Genomic DNA, 24,207 nt, shown 5'->3' with positions numbered 1-24,207 from the left:
AAATCATGCATTTTGTCGAGACACAGAAACTTGCCCCTTCGTCCTAATTTTCAGGAGGGCCAACGGAATTATGGAATTTGCCCTGGCTAAATTTCTTGAATTTTAAAAATTAAACCAAATAGCAACTATATAATTGAAAGTTGCCGGGTTTTTTCATCCAGAATTTCAATTCTAATTTCGGTTCTAGTAGGTGGAAGTAATCCTTCTATTTTTTCTGGCCATTCCATAAAAATCCATGTATCGCTGCTAAGGTATTCTTCTAGACCAAGATCCCAAGCTTCCGATTCATCGTTCAAACGGTAAAAATCAAAATGATACCCCAACAGCTCCCCATTTTCCCTGTGATATTCGTTTACAATACCAAAAGTTGGACTGCTTGTAGAGCCACTACCTTCCAACTCTTTCACCAAGGCTTTTATTAGGGTAGTCTTTCCGGCCCCCATCTCCCCATAAAAGCAGAGCGTTTTTGAAGGAACTTTGGCAATCAACTGTTGGGCCACATCGGATATTTGGGAAATGTTATAGGAAATAGTCATTTTAAAATATTAAAATATGCGCAAGTTAAATCCTATTCCCCATTTATTAAAATAGAAGTTCTATTTGAGCCACAGAAACTGTGATCACCTGGGTTCCAAAACTACAAAGGGAATTATCATTTCCTCCATTGACACCCCTCCATGCTGATAGGTATTGCGGTAATAACTAACATAATGGTTATAGTTATTGGGATAAGCAAAGAACAGATCGTTTTTGGCAAATATGTACGAACTACTAACATTTATATTGGGCAAAAATATTTTTTTTGGATCTTTTGCTTCCAATACATCCTTTTCTTCATAGGTTAGGCTCCGTCCTGTTTTGTAGCGCAGGTTAAGACTCGTTTCCTTATCACCGATTACCTTGGATGGCTGTTTAACATTTATGGTGCCGTGGTCCGTAGTAATGATCAATTTTAATCCCAACCCTTGTGCTTGCTGTATAATTTCCAGTAAGGGAGAGTTTTTAAACCAACTCTGTGTTAGGGAACGGTAAGCTTTATCATTGGCGGCCAATTCCTTAACAACATCCATTTCCGTTTTGGAATGCGAGAGCATATCCACAAAGTTGTAAACTATAACCGTAAGGTCGTTGTCCTTCTGGGACCTAAAATTTTGGGATAGGTGTTTCCCTTGTTTCAAGCTGCTTATTTTATGGTAATCCCACTTCAATTCCAGCCCCAACCGCTTTAACTGTGCTTCTAGGAACTCCGCTTCAAAAAGATTCTTGCCCCCTTCCTCTGTATCATTTCTCCACCATTGCGGATATTTTTTCTCCATATCCAATGGCGTAAGCCCTGAAAAAATTGCATTCCTTGCATATTGGGTGGCCGTAGGCAAAATACTGAAATAGGGTACTTCCTTGCGTTTCCTATAGAAAGAATTTAAGGTGTCTTCAAAAGCCAACCACTGATCATATCGCAAATTGTCTATAACCACCAATAATGTTTTATTATCCTTCAATTCTGGTTTAACCAATTGTCCAAAGAGGGTATGGGACATAATGGGACCGTCCTTATCAGTAAACCAACTGGGATAATTTTTTTCCACAAATTTTCCAAACTGTTGGTTTGCCTCCGTTTTTTGGGACTCCAATATTTGGAACATTCCGGAGTCCTCTATTTCCTCCAATCGTAATTCCCAGGAAATAAGTTTTTTATATAGTTCCGCCCACTCCTCATAGCTATTTACCATAGCCAGTTCCATAGCAATTTTCCGGAATTCCTGCTGATAGTTGGCAGTGGTCTTTTCCGAGACCAGGCGCGAATGGTCCAGATTCTTTTTTAGGGACAATAGAATTTGATTAGGATTTACCGGCTTAATCAAATAATCCGCTATTTTGGAACCAATTGCCTCTTCCATAATCAATTCCTCCTCACTTTTGGTAATCATAACCACCGGAAGCGAATTATTTATCACCTTTATTTCGTTCAAAGTTTCCAAGCCGGAAATGCCGGGCATGTTTTCATCCAAAAAAACAATATCTACATGTGTTTCCTTCAATTCATCCAACGCCTCGCGACCGCTTAGACATGTAATTACTTTATAATTCTTGCCCTCTAAAAATAAGATGTGCGGTTTTAATAAATCTATTTCATCATCTACCCAAAGTATTGTTATCTTGTTCATTTAGTCCTTATATTTGCCTGCGTAAAGAATTCTTGTTTTGATAAAATCAAATAAGCTCAAAATTTTCAATGATCCAATTTACGGATTTATCGGAATACCCAATGCACTAATCTTTAATCTAATTGCTGAACCCTATTTTCAGCGGTTAAGGAGAATCTCCCAAATGGGGTTATCCTATCTAGTTTATCCAGGTGCCCACCATACCCGTTTCCACCATGCTTTAGGAAGTATGCACTTAATGCAGCAGGCCATTCAGGTTCTGCGCTTTAAGTCCATCGAAATTTCAAAAGAAGAAGAGGACGGACTTTTGTGCGCCATATTATTGCATGATATTGGACACGGACCTTTTTCGCATGCCATGGAGCACAGTATTGTGGACGGGGTTAATCATGAACACATATCCTTATTGTTCATGGAGGCCCTCAATGAAAAATACAAAGGAAAATTACGCACGGCCATTGACATTTTTAAAGGACAATATCCCAAGAAATTTTTAAACCAGTTGGTCTCCAGTCAGCTGGATATGGACAGGATGGATTATTTAAAAAGGGATAGTTTCTACACTGGCGTGGCGGAAGGAAATATAAATTCCGAAAGGCTCCTTACCATGTTGAATGTTGTACATGGCGAATTGGTGATAGAGGAGAAGGGGATATATTCGGTTGAAAAGTTCCTAATGGCAAGACGCTTTATGTATTGGCAGGTTTATTTGCACAAAACCGGATTGGTAGCAGAACAGCTTTTAATAAAAATATTACAAAGGGCAAAGGAATTGTTGGCCCAGGGCAAAAATGTTCAATTTAACGGTGCCCTAAAGTTTTTCATGGAAAACAAAATTCCAAAAGAAGAATTTTCACAGGATAAATTGGATTTGTTTGCCCAATTGGATGATGTAGATATTTTGTGGGCCATTAAAGGCTGGCAAGATCATGACGATTTTGTATTATCAAAACTATGTAAGATGATCATTAATCGTAAGTTATTACACGTAAAACTGAAAAACAAGCCTATTAATGAAGCTAAACTGAACAAATACTTTTTAAGCTTCAAAAACGAACATCAATTAACGGATGAAGAAACGGCATATTTTGTATTTTCCGGTGAAATAAAAAACCAGGCCTATAACTCCAAAAGTCAGAATATAAACATTCTGCGCAGTAATGGTAGGATTACGGATGTAGCCAAGGCCTCCGATCAACAATATTTAAAAACACTGTCCAAGACCGTTACCAAATATTATATGTGCTATCCTAAAGTTTCCGTTTAACTATTTTTCTTACTTTTGTCCACATGATATTTACAGCAAGCCAAATCGCGGGTATATTGGAAGGGGATGTAGAGGGCAATCCAGAGATAGCTGTACATAAATTAGCGAAAATAGAAGAAGGTGAAAAAGGAGCACTTACGTTTCTGGCCAACCCAAAATACACTTCGTTCATTTATACTACAAAAGCGTCTGTAACCATTGTAAACAGGGACTTTGTTCCGGATCATCATTTAGAAACCACCTTGATAAAAGTGGATGATGCCTACAAGTCTTTTTCCAAACTTTTGGAATATTACAATCAGGTTAAAAATAACAAAATAGGCATTGAGGAACCTGTTTTTAGAGCGGATACCGCTACCCACGGCAAGGATTTTTATTTAGGGGCTTTTTCCTATTTGGGAAATAACGTGAAGATAGGGGACAATGTAAAAATATATCCCAATGTATATATAGGCGACAATGTTTCCATAGGCAATAATGTGGTCATTTTTGCAGGGGCCAAAATATATTCCGAAACCCTGATCGGTAACAATTGTGTAGTCCATAGCGGAGTTGTTTTGGGAGCCGATGGCTTTGGATTTGCACCCACCGAAAATGGTGAATATATAACTGTTCCCCAGACAGGCAACGTTATTCTGGAGGACAATGTAGATATAGGGGCGGGTACTACCATTGATCGTGCCACCTTGGGCTCTACCATTCTGAGAAAAGGTGTAAAATTGGACAATCAAATTCAGATAGCCCACAATGTAGAAATTGGGGAACATACCGTAATCGCCGCACAGACCGGGATAGCCGGATCCACTAAAATTGGAAAATACTGCAAAATAGGGGGGCAAGTAGGTATTGTTGGTCATATTATAATAGGCGATAGGGTAAAAATACAGGCACAGTCCGGTATTGGAAGAAATGTTAAGGATGATGAAATATTGCAGGGCTCCCCGGCATTAAATTATGGGGACTATAATAAGTCGTATGTACATTTTAAAAATCTGCCCAAAATAGTAAATAGATTAGAACACATTGAAAAAAAGGATTGACGGTGAGTAATACAACTACAAAACAACGGACAATTGCAAAGGAAATTACACTCAAGGGTGTAGGATTGCACACAGGGGAAAATGTAACATTGAAGTTTGTTCCTGCCCCTGAAAATTTTGGTTATGCTTTTAAGCGTGTGGATCTGGAAGGTGAACCCATCATAGAAGCTGACGCCAATTATGTAGTAAATACCCAACGTGGTACCAATCTGGAGAAACGTGGGGTAAAGATTCAAACTTCGGAACATGTTTTGGCCGCCCTGGTAGGCTTGGAAATAGACAATGTCCTAATAGAGTTGAATGCCCCTGAACCTCCAATAATGGATGGGTCTTCCAAGTTTTTTGTAGAAGCACTTGAAGAGGCAGGAATCGTTGAGCAGAATGCCTTGCGGGATGAGTTTATAGTTAAGGACGTTATATCTTACAAAGACGAGGAAACCGGTAGTGAAATCACTATTATCCCATCGGATAACTACCAGATAACTACCATGGTAGATTTTGGCACAAAAGTACTTGGCACCCAAAATGCCACTTTAGAGAATTTAAGCGATTTTAAATCGGAAATAGCGGACGCCAGAACTTTTAGTTTTTTACACGAACTTGAAATGTTGTTGGAAAACGGCCTTATAAAAGGTGGCGATTTAAATAACGCCATTGTTTATGTGGATAAAGAGATTTCCGATTCCACTATGAAAAAGCTGGAAAAGGCTTTTAACAAGAAAAAATTATCGGTAAAGCCCAACGGGATATTGGACAACTTAACGCTGCACCAACCCAATGAAGCTGCCAGACATAAGTTACTTGATGTTATTGGTGATCTTGCCTTGACTGGAACAAGGATCAGAGGGAAAGTAATTGCCAATAAGCCTGGACATTTTGTGAATACACAGTTCGCCAAAAAATTGTCCAAAATCATTAAAATGGAAAAGAGAAACCATGTGCCGCAATATGATTTAAACAAACCACCTTTGATGGATATCCATCAAATTATGGACATGTTGCCGCACAGACCTCCTTTTCTGCTTATAGACAGAATATTGGAACTTTCGGACCAACATGTGGTAGGAATGAAGAATGTGACCATGAACGAACCATTTTTTGTGGGGCACTTCCCCGGCGCTCCTGTAATGCCAGGGGTACTTCAGGTTGAAGCGATGGCGCAAACTGGGGGTATATTGGTTCTGAGTACCGTTCCGGATCCCGAAAATTATCTTACACTTTTCATGAAAATTGATAATGTGAAGTTTAAGCAAAAGGTACTTCCGGGAGATACACTAATTTTCCACTGTAGTTTAATTACACCTATTAGAAGAGGTATATGTCACATGCAGGCCTATGCCTATGCCAATAGTAAATTGGTTTGCGAAGCTGAAATGATGGCTCAAATAGTTAAAAAGAAATAAGAAGGATGAATCAACCACTGGCTTACATTCACCCTGGAGCTAAAATTTCCAAAAATGTTGTAGTAGAACCGTTTACAACTATTCACAATAATGTAGTAATTGGGGATGGTACCTGGATAGGTTCCAATGTTACCATAATGGAAGGGGCACGTATTGGGAAAAACTGCAATATTTTTCCTGGTGCCGTCATATCTGCACCACCGCAGGATCTAAAATATGAAGGGGAAGACACCACCGTCATAATAGGCAACAACACCACTATAAGGGAATGTGCCACCATACACAAAGGCACATCGGATAGGATGAAAACGGTTATTGGGGACAATTGTCTAATTATGGCTTATTGCCATGTTGCGCACGATTGTCTGGTTGGCAATAATTGTATTTTCTCCAACAATTCCACCTTGGCCGGACATGTTACCATTGGTGACAATGTAATATTGGCCGGATTGGTAGCCGTACATCAATTTGTATCCATTGGTCGCCACGCCTTTGTAACGGGCGGTTCCCTGGTAAGGAAAGATGTACCTCCATTTGTAAAAGCGGCGCGGGAGCCCTTATCATACGTAGGTATTAATTCCGTAGGATTGAGAAGAAGAAACTTTGATTCCGATAAAATCCGGGAGATACAGAACATTTATCGAATACTATATCAAAAGAATTATAATAATACCCAGGCTGTTCAAATTATTGAAGCAGAAATGGAGGCTACTCCGGAAAGGGATGAAATTTTACAATTTATAAGGGATTCCCAAAGAGGAATCATGAAAGGTTATTTCAGTACTAATTAGAATTTTATGGCATCAACATCAGATATTAGAAAAGGATTGTGCATTAGGTACAACAACGACATTTACAAAATAATTGAATTTCTTCATGTAAAACCGGGGAAGGGTCCTGCTTTTGTACGGACCAAACTTAAAAGTGTAAGTACTGGAAAAGTGTTGGACAACACATTTTCCGGAGGTGCAAAAATTGAAGATGTGCGAGTGGAAACCCGCTCCTATCAGTTTTTATATGCAGAAGGGGAAAACTACCACTTTATGAATACGGACGACTATAACCAAATTACGCTTCAAGAAAGCTCTTTGGATGCGCCTAATTTATTGAAGGAAGGCGAAGTAGTAACCATTCTTTTCAACACAGAGGACAGTATGCCATTATCAGTAGACATGCCTGCCAGCGTTATTTTGGAAGTTACATATGCCGAACCTGGAGTTAAAGGCAATACGGCTACCAATGCAACCAAACCTGCCAAGGTTGAAACAGGAGCTACTGTAAATGTTCCTTTGTTTATAAATGAAGGCGATAAAATAAAAATTGATACGGAAAAAGGCGCTTATATGGAGCGTGTTAAGGAATAATACAGTTTACACCAAACTTTTTGCTGCTTAATGGCATAAGAACCTTTTTATGAAATTTCCATCTCCTTATACGCTTAACCAGATTGCGACCATAATCAATGCTGACTATGTGGGCCATGACGATTTTCCTGTTTTGGGCATGAACGAAATCCATGTCGTGGAGAAAGGTGATATCGTTTTTGTGGATCATCCTAAATACTACGACAAGGCCCTAAACTGTGCAGCTTCCATTGTTTTAATCAATAAAAAAGTGGACTGCCCTGAAGGGAAGGCATTATTGATCTCAGACGACCCATTTAGGGATTTTAATATCCTCACCCTTTTCTTTAAGCCTTTTATTAAGGCCCAAAACAACATTTCGAGCACTGCCAAGATAGGTAAGGATACTATTATACAACCCAATTGCTTTATTGGGAACAATGTAGTAATAGGGGATAACTGCCTTATCCATTCCAACGTATCCATTTACGACAATTGTGTAATAGGAAGCAATGTTACTATTCATTCAGGATCGGTATTGGGCTCGGACGCCTTTTATTACAAAAAAAGGCCGGAAGGATATGATAAATTGATCTCGGGCGGAAGGGTCGTTATAGAGGACAAGGTGGACATAGGTGCACTTTGTACTATAGACAAGGGTGTTACAGGCGACACAACTATAAAAAAAGGAACAAAGTTGGACAACCAAGTACATGTAGGTCATGATACGGTAATTGGGGAGAAATGCCTTATAGCATCCCAAACCGGTATTGCTGGATGCGTAATCATCGAAGATGAAGTTACCTTATGGGGGCAGGTTGGCGTAACAAGTGCCGCTACCATTGGAAAAAAAGCAATAGTTAGTGCACAATCGGGAGTTTCAAAATCTCTGGAAGGGGGGAAAAATTATTTTGGTAGCCCGGCGGAAGAAATGAGGGAAAAATTAAAGCAGCTGGCCTTTGTAAAACAAATCCCTTTTATATTAAAAAAATTAGAAAAATAAATATGCAGGAGAATAGTTTAGAATTCCTTTTCAAAACTTTATTTTTGCAAGAATCAATTAAACCAAATATATAATGAGCGTTTTAGTAAATAAAGATTCCAAAATTATTGTTCAAGGTTTTACAGGTAGCGAAGGTACTTTTCATGCCGAACAGATGATCGAATACGGCACCAATGTGGTTGGTGGGGTAACACCAGGCAAAGGTGGACAAGAGCATTTGGGAAAACCTGTGTTCAATACAGTTGAAGAAGCCGTTCAAAAAGTTGGGGCCGATACCACCATCATTTTTGTGCCACCAGCTTTTGCTGCAGATGCAATCATGGAAGCTGCTAGCGCTGGAATTAAAGTTATAATTACAATTACAGAAGGAATTCCCGTTGCCGATATGGTGAAGGTATATGACTATATTAAACATATGGACTGCAGATTGGTAGGTCCAAACTGTCCTGGAGTAATTACCCCAGGGGAAGCCAAAGTGGGTATTATGCCAGGCTTCGTCTTTAAAAAGGGAACTGTAGGAATTGTTTCCAAATCAGGAACTTTAACCTATGAAGCCGCCGATCAAGTAGTACGCCAGGGTCTAGGAATTACAACTGCCATAGGAATTGGCGGGGATCCAATAATTGGCACTACTACAAAGGAAGCGGTAGAGTTATTGATCAATGATCCAGAAACCACCTGTGTGGTTATGATCGGTGAAATAGGCGGACAACTGGAAGCTGATGCAGCTCAATGGTACAAGGCTAGCGGAAGCAAGAAACCAATCGTTGGATTTATAGCTGGTGAAACAGCTCCTGCAGGAAGAACTATGGGACACGCAGGTGCAATAGTTGGAGGTAGTGATGATACGGCCCAGGCCAAAAAAAGAATTATGAGGGAATGTGGAATCCATGTTGTTGATTCCCCTGCCGAAATTGGTTTAAAAGTAAAACAAGTATTGGGATAACCCCCATTCAATAAATTTAATTCCGTTTATACTGTGCCGATTAGCTCGGAATTTTTCAGGATAAGCGGGATTTTTTTTGTCTGGAATTACCAGGGCGTAAAAATTTTATATCAGCATTTAGGGTAAAAATTTTAAAACAGCTAAAACATAACTTATATTTGATTATCAACTAAGAAACTAAAGACAGATGAAGTTACTAGAAGGAAAAAATGCAATAATCACCGGAGCAAGCAGGGGAATTGGAACTGGAATAGCGCAAGTTTTTGCTAAGCACGGTGCCAATGTTGCCTTTACATATAGTTCCAGTGAAGCCCCGGCTTTGGCCTTGGAAAAAGAGTTGAGTGCCTATGGTGTAAAAGCCAAGGCATATAAGAGCAATGCCGCCAGTTTTGCGGATTCAGAAAAATTGGTATCACAAGTATTGGAAGATTTTGGGGGTGTAATCGATATTCTGATCAACAATGCCGGTATTACTAAGGACAATCTATTGATGAGGATGGGTGAAGATGATTTCGATTCTGTTATAGAAATAAATTTAAAATCGGTTTTTAATATGACAAAGGCCGTACAGCGAACCATGCTAAAACAAAGAAAAGGCTCAATAATAAATATGAGTAGTGTAGTAGGGGTGAAGGGTAACGCGGGCCAGGCAAATTATGCGGCTTCCAAAGCCGGAATGATCGGATTTACCAAATCCATTGCCCTGGAACTTGGTTCCAGGAACATAAGATGTAACGCTATTGCACCAGGCTTCATTGAAACAGAAATGACAGATAAGTTGGATGCCAAGGTTGTGCAGGGATGGCGCGATGGTATTCCGTTAAAAAGAGGAGGCCAACCAGAAGATGTTGCCAATGCCTGTCTGTTTTTAGCTTCGGACCTCTCGGCTTATATTACAGGACAAGTTATAAATGTGGATGGAGGAATGCTCACCTAGGTTTAATTTTCAACCTGACAGGCCTTGAACTAGCTGTAGAAATACTTTTTCCCGGTTACGGCTTGTCGCCGTGCTGACCAAGCTCATCAAGTATCCAGCACACAGCAATAATTCCAACGACCATAAATGATACAATTACAAACAGTACTTTTAATATTGCTTGCGGCCATAGTGGCACTGGCACTGGTACTGTTTCAATATTACTACAAAAGTAAAAGGAAGGGAAAACTACAGGTAATCCTTTCCTTTTTGCGTTTTTCGGCCATATTCGGAACTATTTTACTCTTTATAAATCCAAAATTTACCAAGAACGAATACAGCCTGGAAAAGCCCAATTTGGTGCTACTTGCAGACAATTCTTCCTCAATGACGTCAGAGGATAAGACCCAAGTAATCTCCGACCTTTCTTCATTAAAGAATAATGTGGGATCATTATCCGAAAATTTCAACATACTCAATTACAGATTTGGAGCGGATTTATCCAATTCCGATAGCCTTAGTCTCACAGAAAAAAGCACCAATATTTCCAAGGCCTTGGCTAGTTTAAACGAAATATTCACTGGTACCAATACCGCAGTAGTGCTATTTTCCGATGGCAATCAGACCATAGGAGAAGATTATGAATTTTATGGCAAGCGACAAAAATTTCCTATTTATCCTGTTGTTTTGGGGGATACCACAAAATATGAAGATATAGCAATAAGCCAAATAAATGCCAATAGATATGCCTTTTTAAAGAATAAATTCCCCTTGGAAGTTTTTATTTCTTATGACGGCAAGGAAAAGGTCTCTTCGGAGTTACAAGTTTTTATGGATGACAAATTGGTATACAAGGAAAAAGTTTCGTTTTCAAATGTTTCCAACACTAAGATTGTCAGCACACAGATAGAGGCCAATTCGGTAGGGATGAAAAATATTAAGGTGGCCGTAACCCCATTGCCAAATGAAAAAAATAAGGTGAACAATGAAAAATTATTGGCCTTGGAAGTATTGGACGAAAAAACAAATGTGGCCATCATTTCCACTGTCCAACACCCGGATATTGGCGCTCTTAAGAAAGCCATTGAGAGCAACGAGCAAAGGTTGGTCTCCATTTATAGACCTGACACCGATTTAAGCAAATTGCAGGAGGTTGACGTTTACATACTCTATCAGCCCGATGCCTCTTTTGATAAGGTTTACAAACAAATCCAATTGCGAAATTCCAACTCTTTTACCGTATTGGGCACGTATACCGACCTTAATTTTGTAAACAAAATTCAAAACAACTTCCTTATAGAAACAGGCTATCCAGTGCAAGAATTATTTGCAAGCCAGAATGCCACATTTTCAAAGTTTGATATTTCGGATTTCTCCCTGGAAGGTTTTCCGCCCCTTGTATCGGACGCAGGGCCGGTGAATATTTTGGGCAGGGGAGAACCCTTGCTAAAAGTCCGCATCAAAGGGGTGGATATGGACCAACCCTTATTGACCACTGCAGAAGAGGATACGGCAAAACATGCCATATTGGTAGGGGAAAACATATGGAAATGGAGGGTTCAAAATTACCGGAACGATCAAACATTTAAGAGTTTTGATGCATTTCTCGGAAAACTGATCCTTTACCTTTCTACCTCCAAAGGTAAAAATAGATTTGTATTGGATTATAGTTCCATTTACAATAACAGTAGTGAAACAAAAATAAAGGCTAATTATTTTGATGAGGCTTTTGCTTTTGATTCCAATGCATCCATCAACATAAAAGTGGAGAATAAATCCACCAATACCTCATTAGAAGTTCCAATGTTATTAAAGGATGGTTACTATGAGGCAGACCTAAGCAACTTACCCCCGGGAAAATATGATTTTGTTGCTACTGTAACCAAAGAGAACCTAAGTAGGTCAGGTAGCTATTCCATATTGGATTTTGATGCCGAAAAACAATTCTCTTCCAGCAATTACAGTAAACTGAATCGTCTGGCAAACAATACAGCGGGAAAACTTTACTTTCCGGATCAAATGGACTCTTTGGTAATGGCATTGGAAACCGATTCTAAGTTTGTCCCTGTTCAAAAAAGCAAACAAATTGTCGTACCTTTAATCGATTTTAAATTTCTTTTAGGATTTATCATTGCGGCCTTATCGCTGGAATGGTTTATCAGGAAGTATAACGGATTAACTTAATAAATATAATAAATGGACAAATTACCAAAAATTGCATTACCGGCCATATTCGGCTTAATAGTTCTTGTAATATTAATTTCAAAATCGGCTGTTACCATTGGTTCAGGGGAAGCCGGAGTGCTATACAAAACTTTTGGTGGAGGAGTGGTCACCGATGAGGCACCACTGGGAGAGGGATTCCAAATAGTAGCGCCATGGAACAAGGTATTTATATATGAGGTGAGGCAACAAGAGCTTATGGAAAAAATGCAGGTATTATCGTCCAACGGTCTTGAAATTAAATTGGAAGCTTCGGCCTGGTTTGAGCCAAAAAGAGAATTTTTAGGAAAATTGCACCAAGAAAAAGGCACTGAGTATGTACAACGTGTATTATTGCCGACTATCAGATCAGCAGCGAGAAGTGTTGTTGGAAGATATACCCCGGAACAGCTCTATTCCAGCAAAAGGGATGCCATTCAACAGGAGATTTTTGAAGAAACCCAGAAAATTGTTGACGGCCAATACATTCAGCTCAATGAAATTTTGGTTAGAGACGTAACCCTGCCAGCTACTATTAAGGAGGCCATTGAGCGTAAACTTAAACAGGAACAAGAATCCCTTGAGTATGAATTTAGATTGGTAACCGCACAAAAAGAAGCTGAAAAGGTGCGTATTGAGGCGCAGGGTAAAGCAGATGCCAATACCATATTAAGTGCTTCCTTAACCGACAAAATATTACAGGACAAGGGTATTGATGCGACTATTAAATTATCGGAATCTACCAATGCCAAGGTAATCGTTATTGGAAGTGGAGAATCAGGAATGCCAATTATACTAGGGAATCAATAATAATTTAACAATTTTAAAATAAATTGTTCCGTATAAATTTTCCAAGGTTGAAAAATAGTTTTAATTTTGCCTTATCATGAAAAACAACAGGACACATCATCATCATTTCTTCACTTGCAATCAAGCGAGCTAGGAATGTATTGTTGTATCTAAACTATATTCTAACCCGTTTGAGCAATCAAACGGGTTTTGTATTTAACAACCTGTTAGATATGTTCAGGCCAAAAACAAAATACCAAAAATGAAAAAAATTAGAATTGCGATCCAAAAAAGTGGCCGATTAAACGAAGACTCACTTCAAATATTAAAGGACTGTGGTATTTCCATAGACAATGGAAAAGACCAACTTAAGGCTTCTTCCAGAAATTTTCCTTTAGAGGTTTTCTATCTTAGAAATGGGGATATTCCCCAATATCTTAGGGATGGGGTCGTAGATATCGCCATTATTGGCGAAAATGTCCTCATAGAAAAAGGTGAGGATATCTCCATCGCCGAGAAACTTGGTTTTTCCAAATGCAAAGTCTCCCTGGCGGTCCCAAAATCGGTCAAGTACAAATCGGTGACCGATTTTGAAGGTAAAAGGATTGCCACTTCCTATCCCAATACCGTAAAGAATTATTTGGATAGCAAAGGGGTAAAAGCGGATCTTCACATTATAAACGGTTCTGTAGAAATTGCCCCAAATATTGGTTTGGCAGATGCCATTTGCGATATTGTTTCCAGTGGTAGTACGCTGTTTAAAAACAATTTAAAGGAAGTTGAGGTAATGTTGACCAGTGAAGCCGTACTGGCCGTTTCTCCACAAATTTCCCAAGAACGGACAGTCTTGTTGGAGGACTTAAGGTTCAGGATACAATCCGTATTACGTGCCAGACAGTCCAAGTATGTTCTTTTAAACGCACCAAACGAAAAGTTAAACGATATTATCGCATTATTACCGGGCATGAGGAGTCCAACCGTACTTCCTTTAGCAGAAGAAGGATGGAGTTCCGTACATACCGTAATCAATAAGGATAAGTTCTGGGAGGTAATCCAAGAGCTAAAAAAAGCAGGAGCAGAAGGAATATTGGTTTGCCCTATTGAAAAAATGGTGTTGTAATAGTGCTATGGCTACTGATTTTCAAATAGGGTTCATCCCAAAGGAGAATATGAATGAAATTTTGCCTTTGGTACAAATGCTCAACAACTATAAAGTACCTGTAGAAACCCTTAAAAAAAGATTGCAGGATATGCTCATGGACGGATATCAATGTTTGGGAGCTTATGATAAAGAAGTATTGATCGGCATTTGTGGGGTATGGATTTTAAATAAGTTATACGTAGGTAAACATCTGGAACCGGACAATGTATTTGTATTGCCAGAATATAGAAGTTCTGGAGTCGGGAAATTAATGTTGGATCAGGTTTTAAATTATGCGTTGGAAATTGGATGCAATACCGCTGAGATCAACTGCTATATAAATAATGAGAAAGGTGTTCGGTTTTGGAACAAACAAGGTTATAAGGCTATAGGTTACCACATGCAAAAAGTATTATAGTAATGAACAAAATATACAATCCGGAAAGAACACAATGGAAGACCGTTTTAAAACGGCCTACACAATCTGTCTCCGACATCGAGGATATTGTCAATTCTGTCTTCAGGGAAATAAAGGCCGGTGGGGATGCCGTGGTAAGTAGCTACACCAAAAAGTTTGACGGGGTGGTCTTACAGGACGCTTTGGTACCATCTATGGAGATAGAGGAATCCAACAAATTGATTTCCAATGATTTAAAATTAGCTATTCAACAAGCTAAAAACAATATTGAAAAATTTCACAAGGCACAAAAAACCGAAAGAATTACAGTAGAGACTGCAGATGGTGTACAGTGCTGGCAAGAAAAAAGGCCCATTCAGAAGGTAGGCTTATATATTCCAGGGGGTACTGCCCCTTTATTTTCTACCATTTTAATGTTGGCCATTCCTGCCAATATTGCCGGATGCAAAGAAATTATTCTATGTACCCCTCCCAACAAGGAAGGAAAAGTACATCCAGCTATTTTATATGCTGCCAACCTATGTGGCGTTACCAAAATATTCAAGGTGGGCGGCATCCAAGCCATTGCCAGCATGACTTTTGGGACGGAAACCATTCCTCCTGTATACAAGATATTTGGACCGGGTAACCAATTTGTTACCGTTGCCAAACAGATTGCCACTAAATACGGAATCGCCATAGATATGCCAGCCGGTCCCAGTGAACTTTTGGTCATGGCCGATGATACCGCCAATGCCGCATTTGTGGCCTCCGATCTATTGAGTCAGGCCGAACACGGTGTGGACAGTCAGGTCATTTTGGTGTCCACTTCAAAAACCCTAATAGATGCGGTAGAAGCGGAGGTTGCCAAGCAAATTAAGGACCTGCCCAGAAAAGAAATAGCCGTAAAGGCCATCGCCAATAGTAAGTTGATCTTCGTGGAAGACCAACAGACAGCTGTAGATCTAATAAATGAATACGGGCCGGAACATTACATTTTATGTGTTCAAAACGAGGAGTTTTATTTAGGACAAACCTATAATGCCGGTTCTGTTTTTATTGGAAATTACACTCCGGAAAGTGCGGGGGATTACGCATCGGGAACCAATCACACCCTACCTACCAACGGATATGCCAAGCAGTATAGCGGGGTAAACTTGGATAGTTTTATGAAGAGCATGACCTTTCAGAAAATATCTGAAAAAGGGATTCAGGAAATTGGCAAGACCATTGAGTTAATGGCCGAAGCCGAAGGGTTACAGGCTCACAAAAATGCAGTAACGCTTAGATTGGACAGTTTAAAATAAGGGGACCCATGTATTGAGGTAAATCACCTTTTTACAAGTGGTGCCAAATGGCGAAAAGCACAAAAAGAATGAAAACGAAAATATTCAATATCAACAATATAGTACGGGAAAACGTAAAGGGATTGAGCCCCTATTCCTCTGCAAGGGACGAATATGTTTCGGACGGCTCCAAGATGGTATTTTTGGATGCCAATGAAAATCCTTTTGAAACTGGGGTAAATAGATATCCCGATCCGCACCAAAGACGTTTAAAAGAGGTATTGGCAGAAAGAAAAGGAGTTTCTTCCCAACAACTTCTATTGGGCAACGGTAGCGATGAAGTACTGGATTTAATTTTTAGGGCCTTTTGTGAACCCAAAGAGGACAACATTATAAGCCTACCTCCAACCTATGGCATGTACAAGGTACTTGCAGGTATTAACAACGTGGAGAATAGGGAGGTTCTTTTGACACAGGATTTTGAACCCAATGTGCCCAAAATACTTAGTATAGCCGACGACAGAAGTAAATTATTATTTCTGTGTTCCCCAAACAATCCAACAGGGAATAGTTTTTCCAATAGCAGCGTAAGGGAGTTGTTGGACAATTTTAATGGATTGGTAGTCGTGGATGAGGCCTATATCGACTTTTCAAGTGAGAAGAGCTGGATTACGGAATTGGCCAACTATCCCAATCTGGTAGTTACCCAAACTTTGTCCAAAGCCTATGGAATGGCCGGAATACGCTTGGGAACATGTTACGCTTCAGAAGAAATTATCTCAGTATTGAATAAAATTAAACCTCCGTACAACGTAAATGAATTAACCCAGCAAAGAGCACTGGAAAGGGTTTTGGACACAAATGCGGTTAATTTGGAGGTTTCGGATATTTTAACGGAACGGGAGGCTCTTGTTAATGTATTAAGCCAAGTAGATTTCGTGGAAAAAATATACCCTTCCGACGCTAATTTTGTGTTGGCCAAAGTGGATGATGCTACCAAAAGATATAATCAACTACTAAAAAAAGGTATTGTTGTCCGCAACAGAACAACCCAGCCCCTTTGCGAAAACACCTTACGGTTCACTGTAGGGACCAAGGAGGAAAATGAGACATTGATAAGTGCATTGCAGAATATAACAACCATATAATACTATGAGTCCGGATACAAATACAAATTCCCCACAAGGGAAGCAAAAGGCGAAAAAAGTGCTCTTTATAGATAGGGACGGAACCATCATTAAAGAAACAGTAGATGAGCAGATAGACTCCTTTGAAAAGATGGTGTTTTACCCCAAAGCCTTTACTTATTTGGGTAAAATAGCCAAGGAATTGGATTATGAATTGGTGATGATTACCAATCAGGATGGATTGGGAACCGATATTTTTCCAGAGCATACCTTTTGGCCGGTACATAATTTTATACTAAAATCCTTCGAAAATGAGGGTGTTGTTTTTGATAAGGTATTTCTGGATCGGACATTTCCCCACGAAAATGCCAATACCCGAAAACCGGGAACCGGATTGCTTACCGAGTATTTTTCCGAAGCCTATGATCTAGCCAATTCCTTTGTAATAGGGGATCGCTTGACCGATGTGGAACTGGCCAAGAATTTAGGGGCCAAAGGAATCTTTATCAATGACAATACCAATTTGGGGACTGGGGAAATATCCGTTAAAAGGGAGGAATTGGATAATTTCATAGCCCTGGAAAGCAATGATTGGGAGAAAATTTACGAATTTTTAAAACTGAAAGACCGGGTATCAGAAATAACGCGGAAAACCAATGAAACCGATATTTTTATAAAACTCAATTTGGACGGTACCGGCAAAAGTGATATCAGTACCGGATTGGACTTCTTTGATCATATGTTGGATCAATTGGCGCGTCATGGCCAAATGGATCTGGAAATCAAGGTTAAGGGAGATCTGGAAGTAGATGAACACCATACTATTGAAGATACTGCCATAGCGCTGGGAGAGGTTTTCCATAAAGCCCTGGGCAATAAATTGGGCATAGAGCGATATGGTTTCTGTTTGCCCATGGATGACTGTTTGGCACAGGCAGCCATAGATTTCGGTGGACGAAACTGGCTGGTGTGGGAAACAGAATTTAAAAGGGAGATGATAGGCAAAATGCCTACGGAAATGTTTTATCATTTCTTTAAATCGTTTACAGATGGGGCTAAGGCCAACCTTAATATCAAGGCCGAAGGCAAGAACGAACACCATAAGATCGAGGCGATTTTCAAAGCATTTGCCAAAGCCATTAAGATGGCTGTGAAACGCGATGTAGAAAAAATGGTGCTACCGAGTACCAAAGGAGTATTATAAAATTCGATTACCTCAGGGCAAGCCTACCTTAAAGTAATGGGCAGGCAAGCGTTGGGGCATTCAAATCTCACTTAGTGGGCAAAAAATATGTCCAAAGGACAAAGAAAATGAAAATAGTAATTATAGATTACGGAGCAGGAAATATACAGAGCATTAAATTTGCCTTTCAACGCTTGGGCTACGAAGCTATCTTGAGCAAAGATGCAGATGAAATTATGGCGGCCGATAAAGTTATTTTTCCTGGCGTTGGGGAAGCCAGTAGTGCCATGAAAAAATTGCGCGAAAGTAAATTGGACCAGATTATACCCAAATTAAAACAGCCGGTTTTGGGAATTTGTCTGGGGATGCAATTAATGTGTCATTCCTCTGAAGAAGGAGATACACAGGGCCTTGGTATTTTTGATGTAGATGTGGTTAGATTTTCCAAAGACGTAAAAGTTCCACAAATTGGATGGAATCAAATTACCAATTTGAAATCCGATTTATTCAAGAACGTGAAAGAAAAAGAGCATATTTATTTAGTTCACAGTTTTTATGCCCCTTTGTGCGAAGAAACCATTGCCGAAGCCGAATATGGGTTGGGATATAGTGCTGCTTTAAAAAAGGATAATTTTTATGGAACCCAATTTCACCCAGAAAAGAGCAGTGAAGTAGGGGAACAGATTCTTAGAAATTTTATCGAAACCATAGAGACCCAAGTATAAATAAATACCAATAGGGACTTAATTAAAAACAAAAATGAGAATAATACCTGCAATAGACATCATTGAAGGAAAATGTGTTAGACTTTCCAAGGGAGACTATGACACCAAGAAAATTTACAATGAGAATCCCTTGGAGGTTGCAAAGGAGTTTGAAGCCCATGGTATAGAATACCTACACTTAGTAGACCTGGACGGTGCCAAATCCAAGCACATCGTAAATCATAAAGTACTGGAAAAAATAGCCTCCAATACCAACTTAAAAATAGATTTCGGGGGTGGACTCAAGACAGATGAGGATCTAAGAATAGCGTTTGAAAGTGGGGCCAATCAAATTACAGGAGGGAGTATTGCCGTAAAGGACAGGGAAACATTTATCTCTTGGATCAACAAATACAGTCCCGAGAAGATTATTCTAGGAGCGGATGCCAAGGATGAGATGGTTGCCGTATCCGGTTGGATGGAAGAATCACAGGAGGAGTTGGTACCCTTTATACAGGGGTATCAAAAAGAAGGAATCAGAGGGGTTATCTGTACCGATATTAGTAAAGATGGCATGTTGGAAGGCCCTTCTTTTGATTTGTACCGCAAGATTTTGGAAGAATGTGGACCTAAACTATTACTTATAGCCAGTGGCGGTATTTCAACTTATGACGAACTCCCTAAATTGGCGGAGTTGGGCTGCGAAGGAACTATAATTGGAAAGGCCATTTATGAAAATAGAATTAGTTTAAAACAATTGGAAAAGTTCATTCTAAACATTTAACCAATAAATCCTGTAGTAGTATAACGGGGCAAGCTAGTAATAGCATTGAAGATAATAACTGGATTCATCTCCAAAGACAAAAATAAAATTACCCAATGTTAACAAAAAGAATAATCCCTTGTTTGGATATTAAAAATGGTAGAACGGTAAAGGGGATAAACTTTGTAGATCTGCGAGATGCAGGGGACCCTGTGGAATTGGCTGAAATCTATGCCAAAACCGGAGCGGACGAGCTTGTTTTCCTAGATATTTCCGCTACGGAGGAAAGGAGGAGAACATTGGCCGATTTAGTGCTGCGCGTTGCCGAAAAAGTGAATATTCCGTTTACTGTAGGCGGTGGTATTTCTTCAGTGGAAGATGTGGATATTTTGCTGCACAACGGAGCGGATAAAGTATCCATAAATTCATCGGCCGTAAAAAATCCTCAATTGATCAATGACCTAGTAGCCAAATTTGGTTCCCAATGTATAGTTGTAGCCATAGATGCCAAACAAATAAATGGGGAATGGATTGTTCACTTGGTAGGAGGGAAGGTGCCTACAACGCTAAATCTATTCACCTGGGCAAAGGAAGTGGAAGACCGTGGGGCCGGAGAAATCCTATTTACCTCCATGAACCATGATGGTACTAAGGATGGGTTTGCCAATGAAGCTTTGGCCAAATTATCCACCGAATTGAATATTCCCATAATAGCATCGGGCGGCGCAGGAAATATGCAACATTTCACGGATACATTTATTGAAGGCAAGGCCGATGCAGCTTTGGCGGCAAGCGTTTTTCACTTCAAGGAAATTGAGATTAAGGACTTGAAAGAAGAGTTAAAAAGAAATAATATACCGGTTAGATTATAAAACCATTATGGAATCCAAAATCATGAACATAGACTTTAACAAAAATAACGATGGCCTAGTACCGGCCATAGTCCAGGATGCACTTACCAAAAATGTACTTATGCTCGGTTACATGAACCAAGAGGCCTACAAAAAAACAGTGGATAGCCGTAAAGTAACCTTCTTTAGTCGAACCAAAAAAAGATTATGGACCAAAGGGGAGGAAAGCGGAAATTTTTTGAATCTTGTGGATATTAAACTGGATTGCGACAATGACACCCTATTGGTCATGGTAGATCCTGTTGGACCAACTTGTCACAAAGGAACCGATACCTGCTGGGGCCAAGAAAACAGTACTTCCTTTGGATTTATTTCTGAATTGGAAAATATTATCCAAAACAGAAAAGAACAAGCTGAAGGAAAGGTAGAAATTCCAGTAGGAGCAAAGCCTAGCTATGTTTCCTCTCTATTTAAGAGCGGCATCAATAAAGTTGCACAGAAAGTAGGCGAAGAGGCCGTAGAGGTCGTAATTGAGGCCAAAGACGACAACGACAAGCTGTTTAAGGATGAAAGTGCCGATCTTTTGTTCCATTACCTAATATTGCTACAGGCAAAAGGATTTAAACTTCAAGACATAGTTAATGTTTTGAAGTCTCGGCATTGATTTATGGATATTTTTCATATGTCTTGAAAATTGTGCAATTTCCAACTTGGTTTTTTTTTGTAAAAAAAATTAACTTATCTTCAAAAACTGGAAGCATTATTCAATAACATTAACAAGATGATAGACTATGAAATCAAATAGGAGAGATTTTCTTAGAAAAACATCCATTGCTGGTATGGGTTTGGCAATGACCCCGGCATGGTCCAATTCAATCACTGGCAACAAGCCGTATAATATTCCGGCATCTTTATCTGGCGCCATGTATATGGGTGGATTTTCTGCTCCTAAATTGGAAACAGTAAAATGTGCTTTTATCGGGGTAGGTGCCCGGGGTTCCGGGCATGCACAACAGATTGCGGCCATTGAAGGAACAGAGGTAGTGGCTATCAGTGATTTGTACCAAGATTTGGCCGAGAAATCTGCGAAGGTATGTACGGAGAACGGTGCAGGGACCCGTCACAAGAAGATAAAGCTGTATACCAATGGTGAAGACGATTGGAAAAAAATGCTAAAAAAGGAAAAACCTGATGCGGTTTTCGTCTGTACCCCATGGGAATTGCACGCCCCCATGGCCATTGAAGCTATGAAAAGTGGGGCCCATGTTTTTGTTGAAGTTCCTCTTGCTCTAACCATACAGGAGATGTGGGATATTGTGGATACCTCGGAAAAAACCCAAAAGCACTGTATGATGATGGAAAACGTCAACTACGGTAGGGAAGAACTCCTTTACTTAAATATGTGCCGACAAGGTGTTATTGGGGAGTTACTCCACGGAGAAGCTGCCTACATCCACGAATTAAGAGGTCAAATGAATTCGGTGGAACGCGGTACCGGATCTTGGCGTACCTATCATTATGCCAATCGCGATGGCAATCTTTATCCTACACATGGATTGGGACCTGTTGCCCAATATATGAATTTAGCCCGGGGAGAAGATAATTTTAAATTTATAAACTCTTTCTCTTCTCCCGGAAAAGGACGTAATCTATACGCTGCCAAGAATTTTCCAGCAGACCACAAATGGAATAAGTTGGATTTCAAAGGTGGGGATATAAATACCTCAATAGTTAAAACAAACATGGGCAGGACTATTATGGTACAATGGGATGAAACAAGCCCCAGACCTTATACTAGACATAATCTCATTCAAGGAACAAAAGGAACCCTGACAGGCTTCCCGACCCGGATTGCCCTGGAAGGAGGGGTTGAAGGTGGCCCGGATAACCACCACGAATGGGCAGAAGGAGAGCAATTGCAGAAGATTTTTGAAAAATATGAACATCCATTGTATGTGCGCTTGGGAGAATTGGCTACCAAAATGGGCGGACATGGGGGAATGGACTTCATAATGAGGTATCGGATCATCGAGTGCCTACGCAATGGCCTTCCTTTAGATCAGAACGTATACGAAGGCTGTTATTGGAGTGCTGTAGGAACTTTGAGCGAGGTATCCGTGGCCCAAAACGGTGCACCCCAAGAGTTTCCGGATTTTACACGGGGCAATTGGAAAACCACAGCGCCTTTGGATATCGTCGGCTAAGAATTCTACGGAACAAAAAAAAAGAAAAAGTCATTGCTTACTTGGACAACGTAATATTAAGTTGAACCGGTATACAATGACTTTTTATTTAATATAAGAATGGGTAAAATACCCAAAAAACTAATCTGTACTGTCCACTCCTGCAACCTCAGTCCTACTATCCATATGGCTTATTAGGTCTTGGGTACTTGTGAATACCTTTTTACTATAGTAACGTCCTCTATCCCAGTCAGCAGGGTCCGCAGCCTTTAAGGCATCTGCTATAATGTCCTGAACTTTTTCTGAAAGTCCTTCACATTGACTCCCTTCCAATAGCTTAAAAAGTTTTTCGTAGGACTCCAAGGCCTTGCCTGAATAGTATTTCTGATGATCATAGTTGTTCGCCTTTAATGCACTTTTGGCATGATTCAGGGCATAGGAAGCGGTAGAATAAATTAATTCACAATCGTCCTTTGCCTGTGCCATTGAAAAAACAAACAATGAAAAGAACAACAAATAAACTTTTTTCATAAGTGCGGGGTTTTATGATTTGTCTTGAAAAAACGAAACTTTAAACCCGATATTGCCGACCCAACCCATTTCTGTTATTTTTACACAGGTTTTACACCTCCCTTATTTCCTCCAAATTTAATAGGTTTTACCACCAAACAATGAAAAGTTTTTCAATGGTAAAATCAGATGATTTCATCCATAATAATGGCGAATTTTTATTTTCCAATCCAATTGAAATCAATTCCAGCATATCTTTATGGCTAAGCCAATTAACTCCTTGATGCGGGTCCAGAAGCCATTCTTGCTTGGAGGGTAAATAGTAACGGTGTTCAAAAAACCAAGGGGAATTAAATTTTTGGAAAGGAATCCACCTACCACTTATACAATTGGAATTAAATGGGGCCAAATCCAAATTATTTGCCATATAAGGGATAAATAATTGGGATTTAAAGCAAACCTGATGCAATAGTTCCGAAGTTTCTATATTAAACCGTTGCAGCACAGATGTGGCTTCCGGTGTCTTCAAAAGTGGAATCTGATGATTTATGATCCTGTCTTTCTTGGCTTGAAAGGAATCGCGTTGATTGGGCCCTATCAATTGGCCCTCAATATTCGTTGCTACCTCAGATATTACATAAAACTTATACGTTAATTCAATATGAATATATTCTTGACTATCAACATCTTGCAATAAGAAATCTATTTCCCCTAAACTTACTTTATCCCTCCTTATGGGAATGTTGTGCGCTATTACTTTGTATTGCCCTGAATGTTGGATAAGCTTTAGAAAAATGTGTTCTATTTTATGCCCCAACCTTATATTGGAGGGTATTAATCCCATATCCAAATTTTCAAAATATATTTCTGGAAACACAAATTGCTTCAAACCGTCCAATTCTCCTGTCCAAAGGGAAGGAGTGTTAAAAAATGCCCTGTAATATGAAAGGTTTTTATGATCCAAGCGGTACTAATATAGGTAAACCGT

24 protein-coding genes are annotated in these 24,207 nt (G+C 39.6%); 20 read left to right on the top strand and 4 right to left on the bottom strand.

Features of this window, described 5'->3' with window-relative positions; genetic code table 11:
- Positions 1–125: 125 nt before the first annotated feature.
- Positions 126–536: a tRNA (adenosine(37)-N6)-threonylcarbamoyltransferase complex ATPase subunit type 1 TsaE gene (gene tsaE, locus KO529_RS12735; RefSeq protein WP_215948255.1), complete on the bottom strand. Its 411-nt coding sequence runs from the start codon at positions 534–536 to the stop codon at positions 126–128.
- A gap of 84 nt (positions 537–620) precedes the next feature.
- Complete coding sequence (locus KO529_RS12730; RefSeq protein WP_215948254.1) at positions 621–2,165, bottom strand: PglZ domain-containing protein; 1,545 nt, start codon at positions 2,163–2,165, stop codon at positions 621–623.
- 37 nt (positions 2,166–2,202) lie between these two features.
- Between KO529_RS12730 and KO529_RS12725 the strand changes: the two genes are divergently transcribed.
- The 20 genes from KO529_RS12725 to KO529_RS12630 all read left to right on the top strand — a co-directional run bounded on the left by KO529_RS12725 (position 2,203) and on the right by KO529_RS12630 (position 22,730).
- On the top strand, positions 2,203–3,432 hold the full coding sequence (locus KO529_RS12725) for an HD domain-containing protein (protein ID WP_215948253.1): 1,230 nt from the start codon (positions 2,203–2,205) through the stop codon (positions 3,430–3,432).
- 23 nt (positions 3,433–3,455) lie between these two features.
- Positions 3,456–4,472, top strand: coding sequence for a UDP-3-O-(3-hydroxymyristoyl)glucosamine N-acyltransferase (gene lpxD, locus KO529_RS12720; protein WP_215948252.1), 1,017 nt, complete (start codon positions 3,456–3,458; stop codon positions 4,470–4,472).
- A gap of 2 nt (positions 4,473–4,474) precedes the next feature.
- A complete protein-coding gene (locus tag KO529_RS12715; RefSeq protein WP_215948251.1) occupies positions 4,475–5,875 on the top strand; it encodes a bifunctional UDP-3-O-[3-hydroxymyristoyl] N-acetylglucosamine deacetylase/3-hydroxyacyl-ACP dehydratase in 1,401 nt (466 codons plus the stop codon).
- Positions 5,876–5,880: 5 nt separating this feature from the next.
- Positions 5,881–6,666, top strand: a complete 786-nt coding sequence (lpxA, locus tag KO529_RS12710) for an acyl-ACP--UDP-N-acetylglucosamine O-acyltransferase (RefSeq protein WP_093979885.1) — start codon at positions 5,881–5,883, stop codon at positions 6,664–6,666.
- Positions 6,667–6,672: 6 nt separating this feature from the next.
- The gene (gene efp, locus KO529_RS12705) at positions 6,673–7,239 is read left to right on the top strand and encodes an elongation factor P (RefSeq protein ID WP_215948250.1); all 567 of its coding nucleotides are present in this window, start codon (positions 6,673–6,675) and stop codon (positions 7,237–7,239) included.
- A 49-nt stretch (positions 7,240–7,288) separates the two neighbouring features.
- Complete coding sequence (locus KO529_RS12700; RefSeq protein WP_215948249.1) at positions 7,289–8,221, top strand: UDP-3-O-(3-hydroxymyristoyl)glucosamine N-acyltransferase; 933 nt, start codon at positions 7,289–7,291, stop codon at positions 8,219–8,221.
- Positions 8,222–8,294: 73 nt separating this feature from the next.
- Complete coding sequence (gene sucD, locus KO529_RS12695; RefSeq protein WP_031444162.1) at positions 8,295–9,167, top strand: succinate--CoA ligase subunit alpha; 873 nt, start codon at positions 8,295–8,297, stop codon at positions 9,165–9,167.
- 187 nt (positions 9,168–9,354) lie between these two features.
- Complete coding sequence (gene fabG / locus KO529_RS12690) at positions 9,355–10,104, top strand: 3-oxoacyl-[acyl-carrier-protein] reductase (protein ID WP_215948248.1); 750 nt, start codon at positions 9,355–9,357, stop codon at positions 10,102–10,104.
- 126 nt (positions 10,105–10,230) lie between these two features.
- Complete coding sequence (locus KO529_RS12685; RefSeq protein ID WP_252734390.1) at positions 10,231–12,267, top strand: VWA domain-containing protein; 2,037 nt, start codon at positions 10,231–10,233, stop codon at positions 12,265–12,267.
- Positions 12,268–12,279: 12 nt separating this feature from the next.
- Positions 12,280–13,095, top strand: a complete 816-nt coding sequence (locus KO529_RS12680) for a prohibitin family protein (RefSeq protein WP_215948247.1) — start codon at positions 12,280–12,282, stop codon at positions 13,093–13,095.
- A gap of 241 nt (positions 13,096–13,336) precedes the next feature.
- Positions 13,337–14,194 carry an ATP phosphoribosyltransferase gene (gene hisG, locus KO529_RS12675; RefSeq protein WP_215948246.1) on the top strand — a complete coding sequence of 286 codons (858 nt, stop codon included), beginning with the start codon at positions 13,337–13,339 and terminating at the stop codon, positions 14,192–14,194.
- A gap of 7 nt (positions 14,195–14,201) precedes the next feature.
- Positions 14,202–14,633: a GNAT family N-acetyltransferase gene (locus KO529_RS12670; RefSeq protein ID WP_215948245.1), complete on the top strand. Its 432-nt coding sequence runs from the start codon at positions 14,202–14,204 to the stop codon at positions 14,631–14,633.
- A gap of 2 nt (positions 14,634–14,635) precedes the next feature.
- Positions 14,636–15,919 carry a histidinol dehydrogenase gene (gene hisD, locus KO529_RS12665; RefSeq protein ID WP_215948244.1) on the top strand — a complete coding sequence of 428 codons (1,284 nt, stop codon included), beginning with the start codon at positions 14,636–14,638 and terminating at the stop codon, positions 15,917–15,919.
- Positions 15,920–15,987: 68 nt separating this feature from the next.
- On the top strand, positions 15,988–17,046 hold the full coding sequence (hisC, locus tag KO529_RS12660; RefSeq protein WP_215948243.1) for a histidinol-phosphate transaminase: 1,059 nt from the start codon (positions 15,988–15,990) through the stop codon (positions 17,044–17,046).
- A gap of 4 nt (positions 17,047–17,050) precedes the next feature.
- On the top strand, positions 17,051–18,229 hold the full coding sequence (hisB, locus tag KO529_RS12655; protein WP_215948242.1) for a bifunctional histidinol-phosphatase/imidazoleglycerol-phosphate dehydratase HisB: 1,179 nt from the start codon (positions 17,051–17,053) through the stop codon (positions 18,227–18,229).
- Between the two features lie 107 nt (positions 18,230–18,336).
- The gene (hisH, locus tag KO529_RS12650) at positions 18,337–18,933 is read left to right on the top strand and encodes an imidazole glycerol phosphate synthase subunit HisH (RefSeq protein WP_215948241.1); all 597 of its coding nucleotides are present in this window, start codon (positions 18,337–18,339) and stop codon (positions 18,931–18,933) included.
- Positions 18,934–18,967: 34 nt separating this feature from the next.
- The gene (gene hisA, locus KO529_RS12645; RefSeq protein ID WP_215948240.1) at positions 18,968–19,696 is read left to right on the top strand and encodes a 1-(5-phosphoribosyl)-5-[(5-phosphoribosylamino)methylideneamino]imidazole-4-carboxamide isomerase; all 729 of its coding nucleotides are present in this window, start codon (positions 18,968–18,970) and stop codon (positions 19,694–19,696) included.
- Between the two features lie 95 nt (positions 19,697–19,791).
- Positions 19,792–20,547: an imidazole glycerol phosphate synthase subunit HisF gene (gene hisF / locus KO529_RS12640; RefSeq protein WP_215948239.1), complete on the top strand. Its 756-nt coding sequence runs from the start codon at positions 19,792–19,794 to the stop codon at positions 20,545–20,547.
- A 22-nt stretch (positions 20,548–20,569) separates the two neighbouring features.
- Positions 20,570–21,190 carry a bifunctional phosphoribosyl-AMP cyclohydrolase/phosphoribosyl-ATP diphosphatase HisIE gene (hisIE, locus tag KO529_RS12635; protein WP_215948572.1) on the top strand — a complete coding sequence of 207 codons (621 nt, stop codon included), beginning with the start codon at positions 20,570–20,572 and terminating at the stop codon, positions 21,188–21,190.
- 127 nt (positions 21,191–21,317) lie between these two features.
- A complete protein-coding gene (locus KO529_RS12630) occupies positions 21,318–22,730 on the top strand; it encodes a Gfo/Idh/MocA family protein (protein ID WP_215948238.1) in 1,413 nt (470 codons plus the stop codon).
- A gap of 120 nt (positions 22,731–22,850) precedes the next feature.
- On the opposite strand, the gene KO529_RS12625 is transcribed toward KO529_RS12630, so the two are convergent.
- Both KO529_RS12625 and KO529_RS12620 read right to left on the bottom strand, forming a co-directional pair.
- Positions 22,851–23,240 (bottom strand): hypothetical protein, encoded by a 390-nt coding sequence (locus tag KO529_RS12625; protein ID WP_215948237.1) that lies wholly within the window; start codon positions 23,238–23,240, stop codon positions 22,851–22,853.
- 127 nt (positions 23,241–23,367) lie between these two features.
- The gene (locus KO529_RS12620) at positions 23,368–24,183 is read right to left on the bottom strand and encodes a DUF1853 family protein (protein ID WP_215948236.1); all 816 of its coding nucleotides are present in this window, start codon (positions 24,181–24,183) and stop codon (positions 23,368–23,370) included.
- Between the last annotated feature and the right edge of the window lie 24 nt (positions 24,184–24,207).

Origin of the sequence: Arenibacter algicola (assembly GCF_018860365.1) — a bacterium.
GTDB lineage: Bacteria > Bacteroidota > Bacteroidia > Flavobacteriales > Flavobacteriaceae > Arenibacter > Arenibacter algicola_B.
The sequence above is the reverse complement of the archived record's forward strand: the minus strand, read 5'-3'. Positions and strand labels throughout refer to the sequence as shown.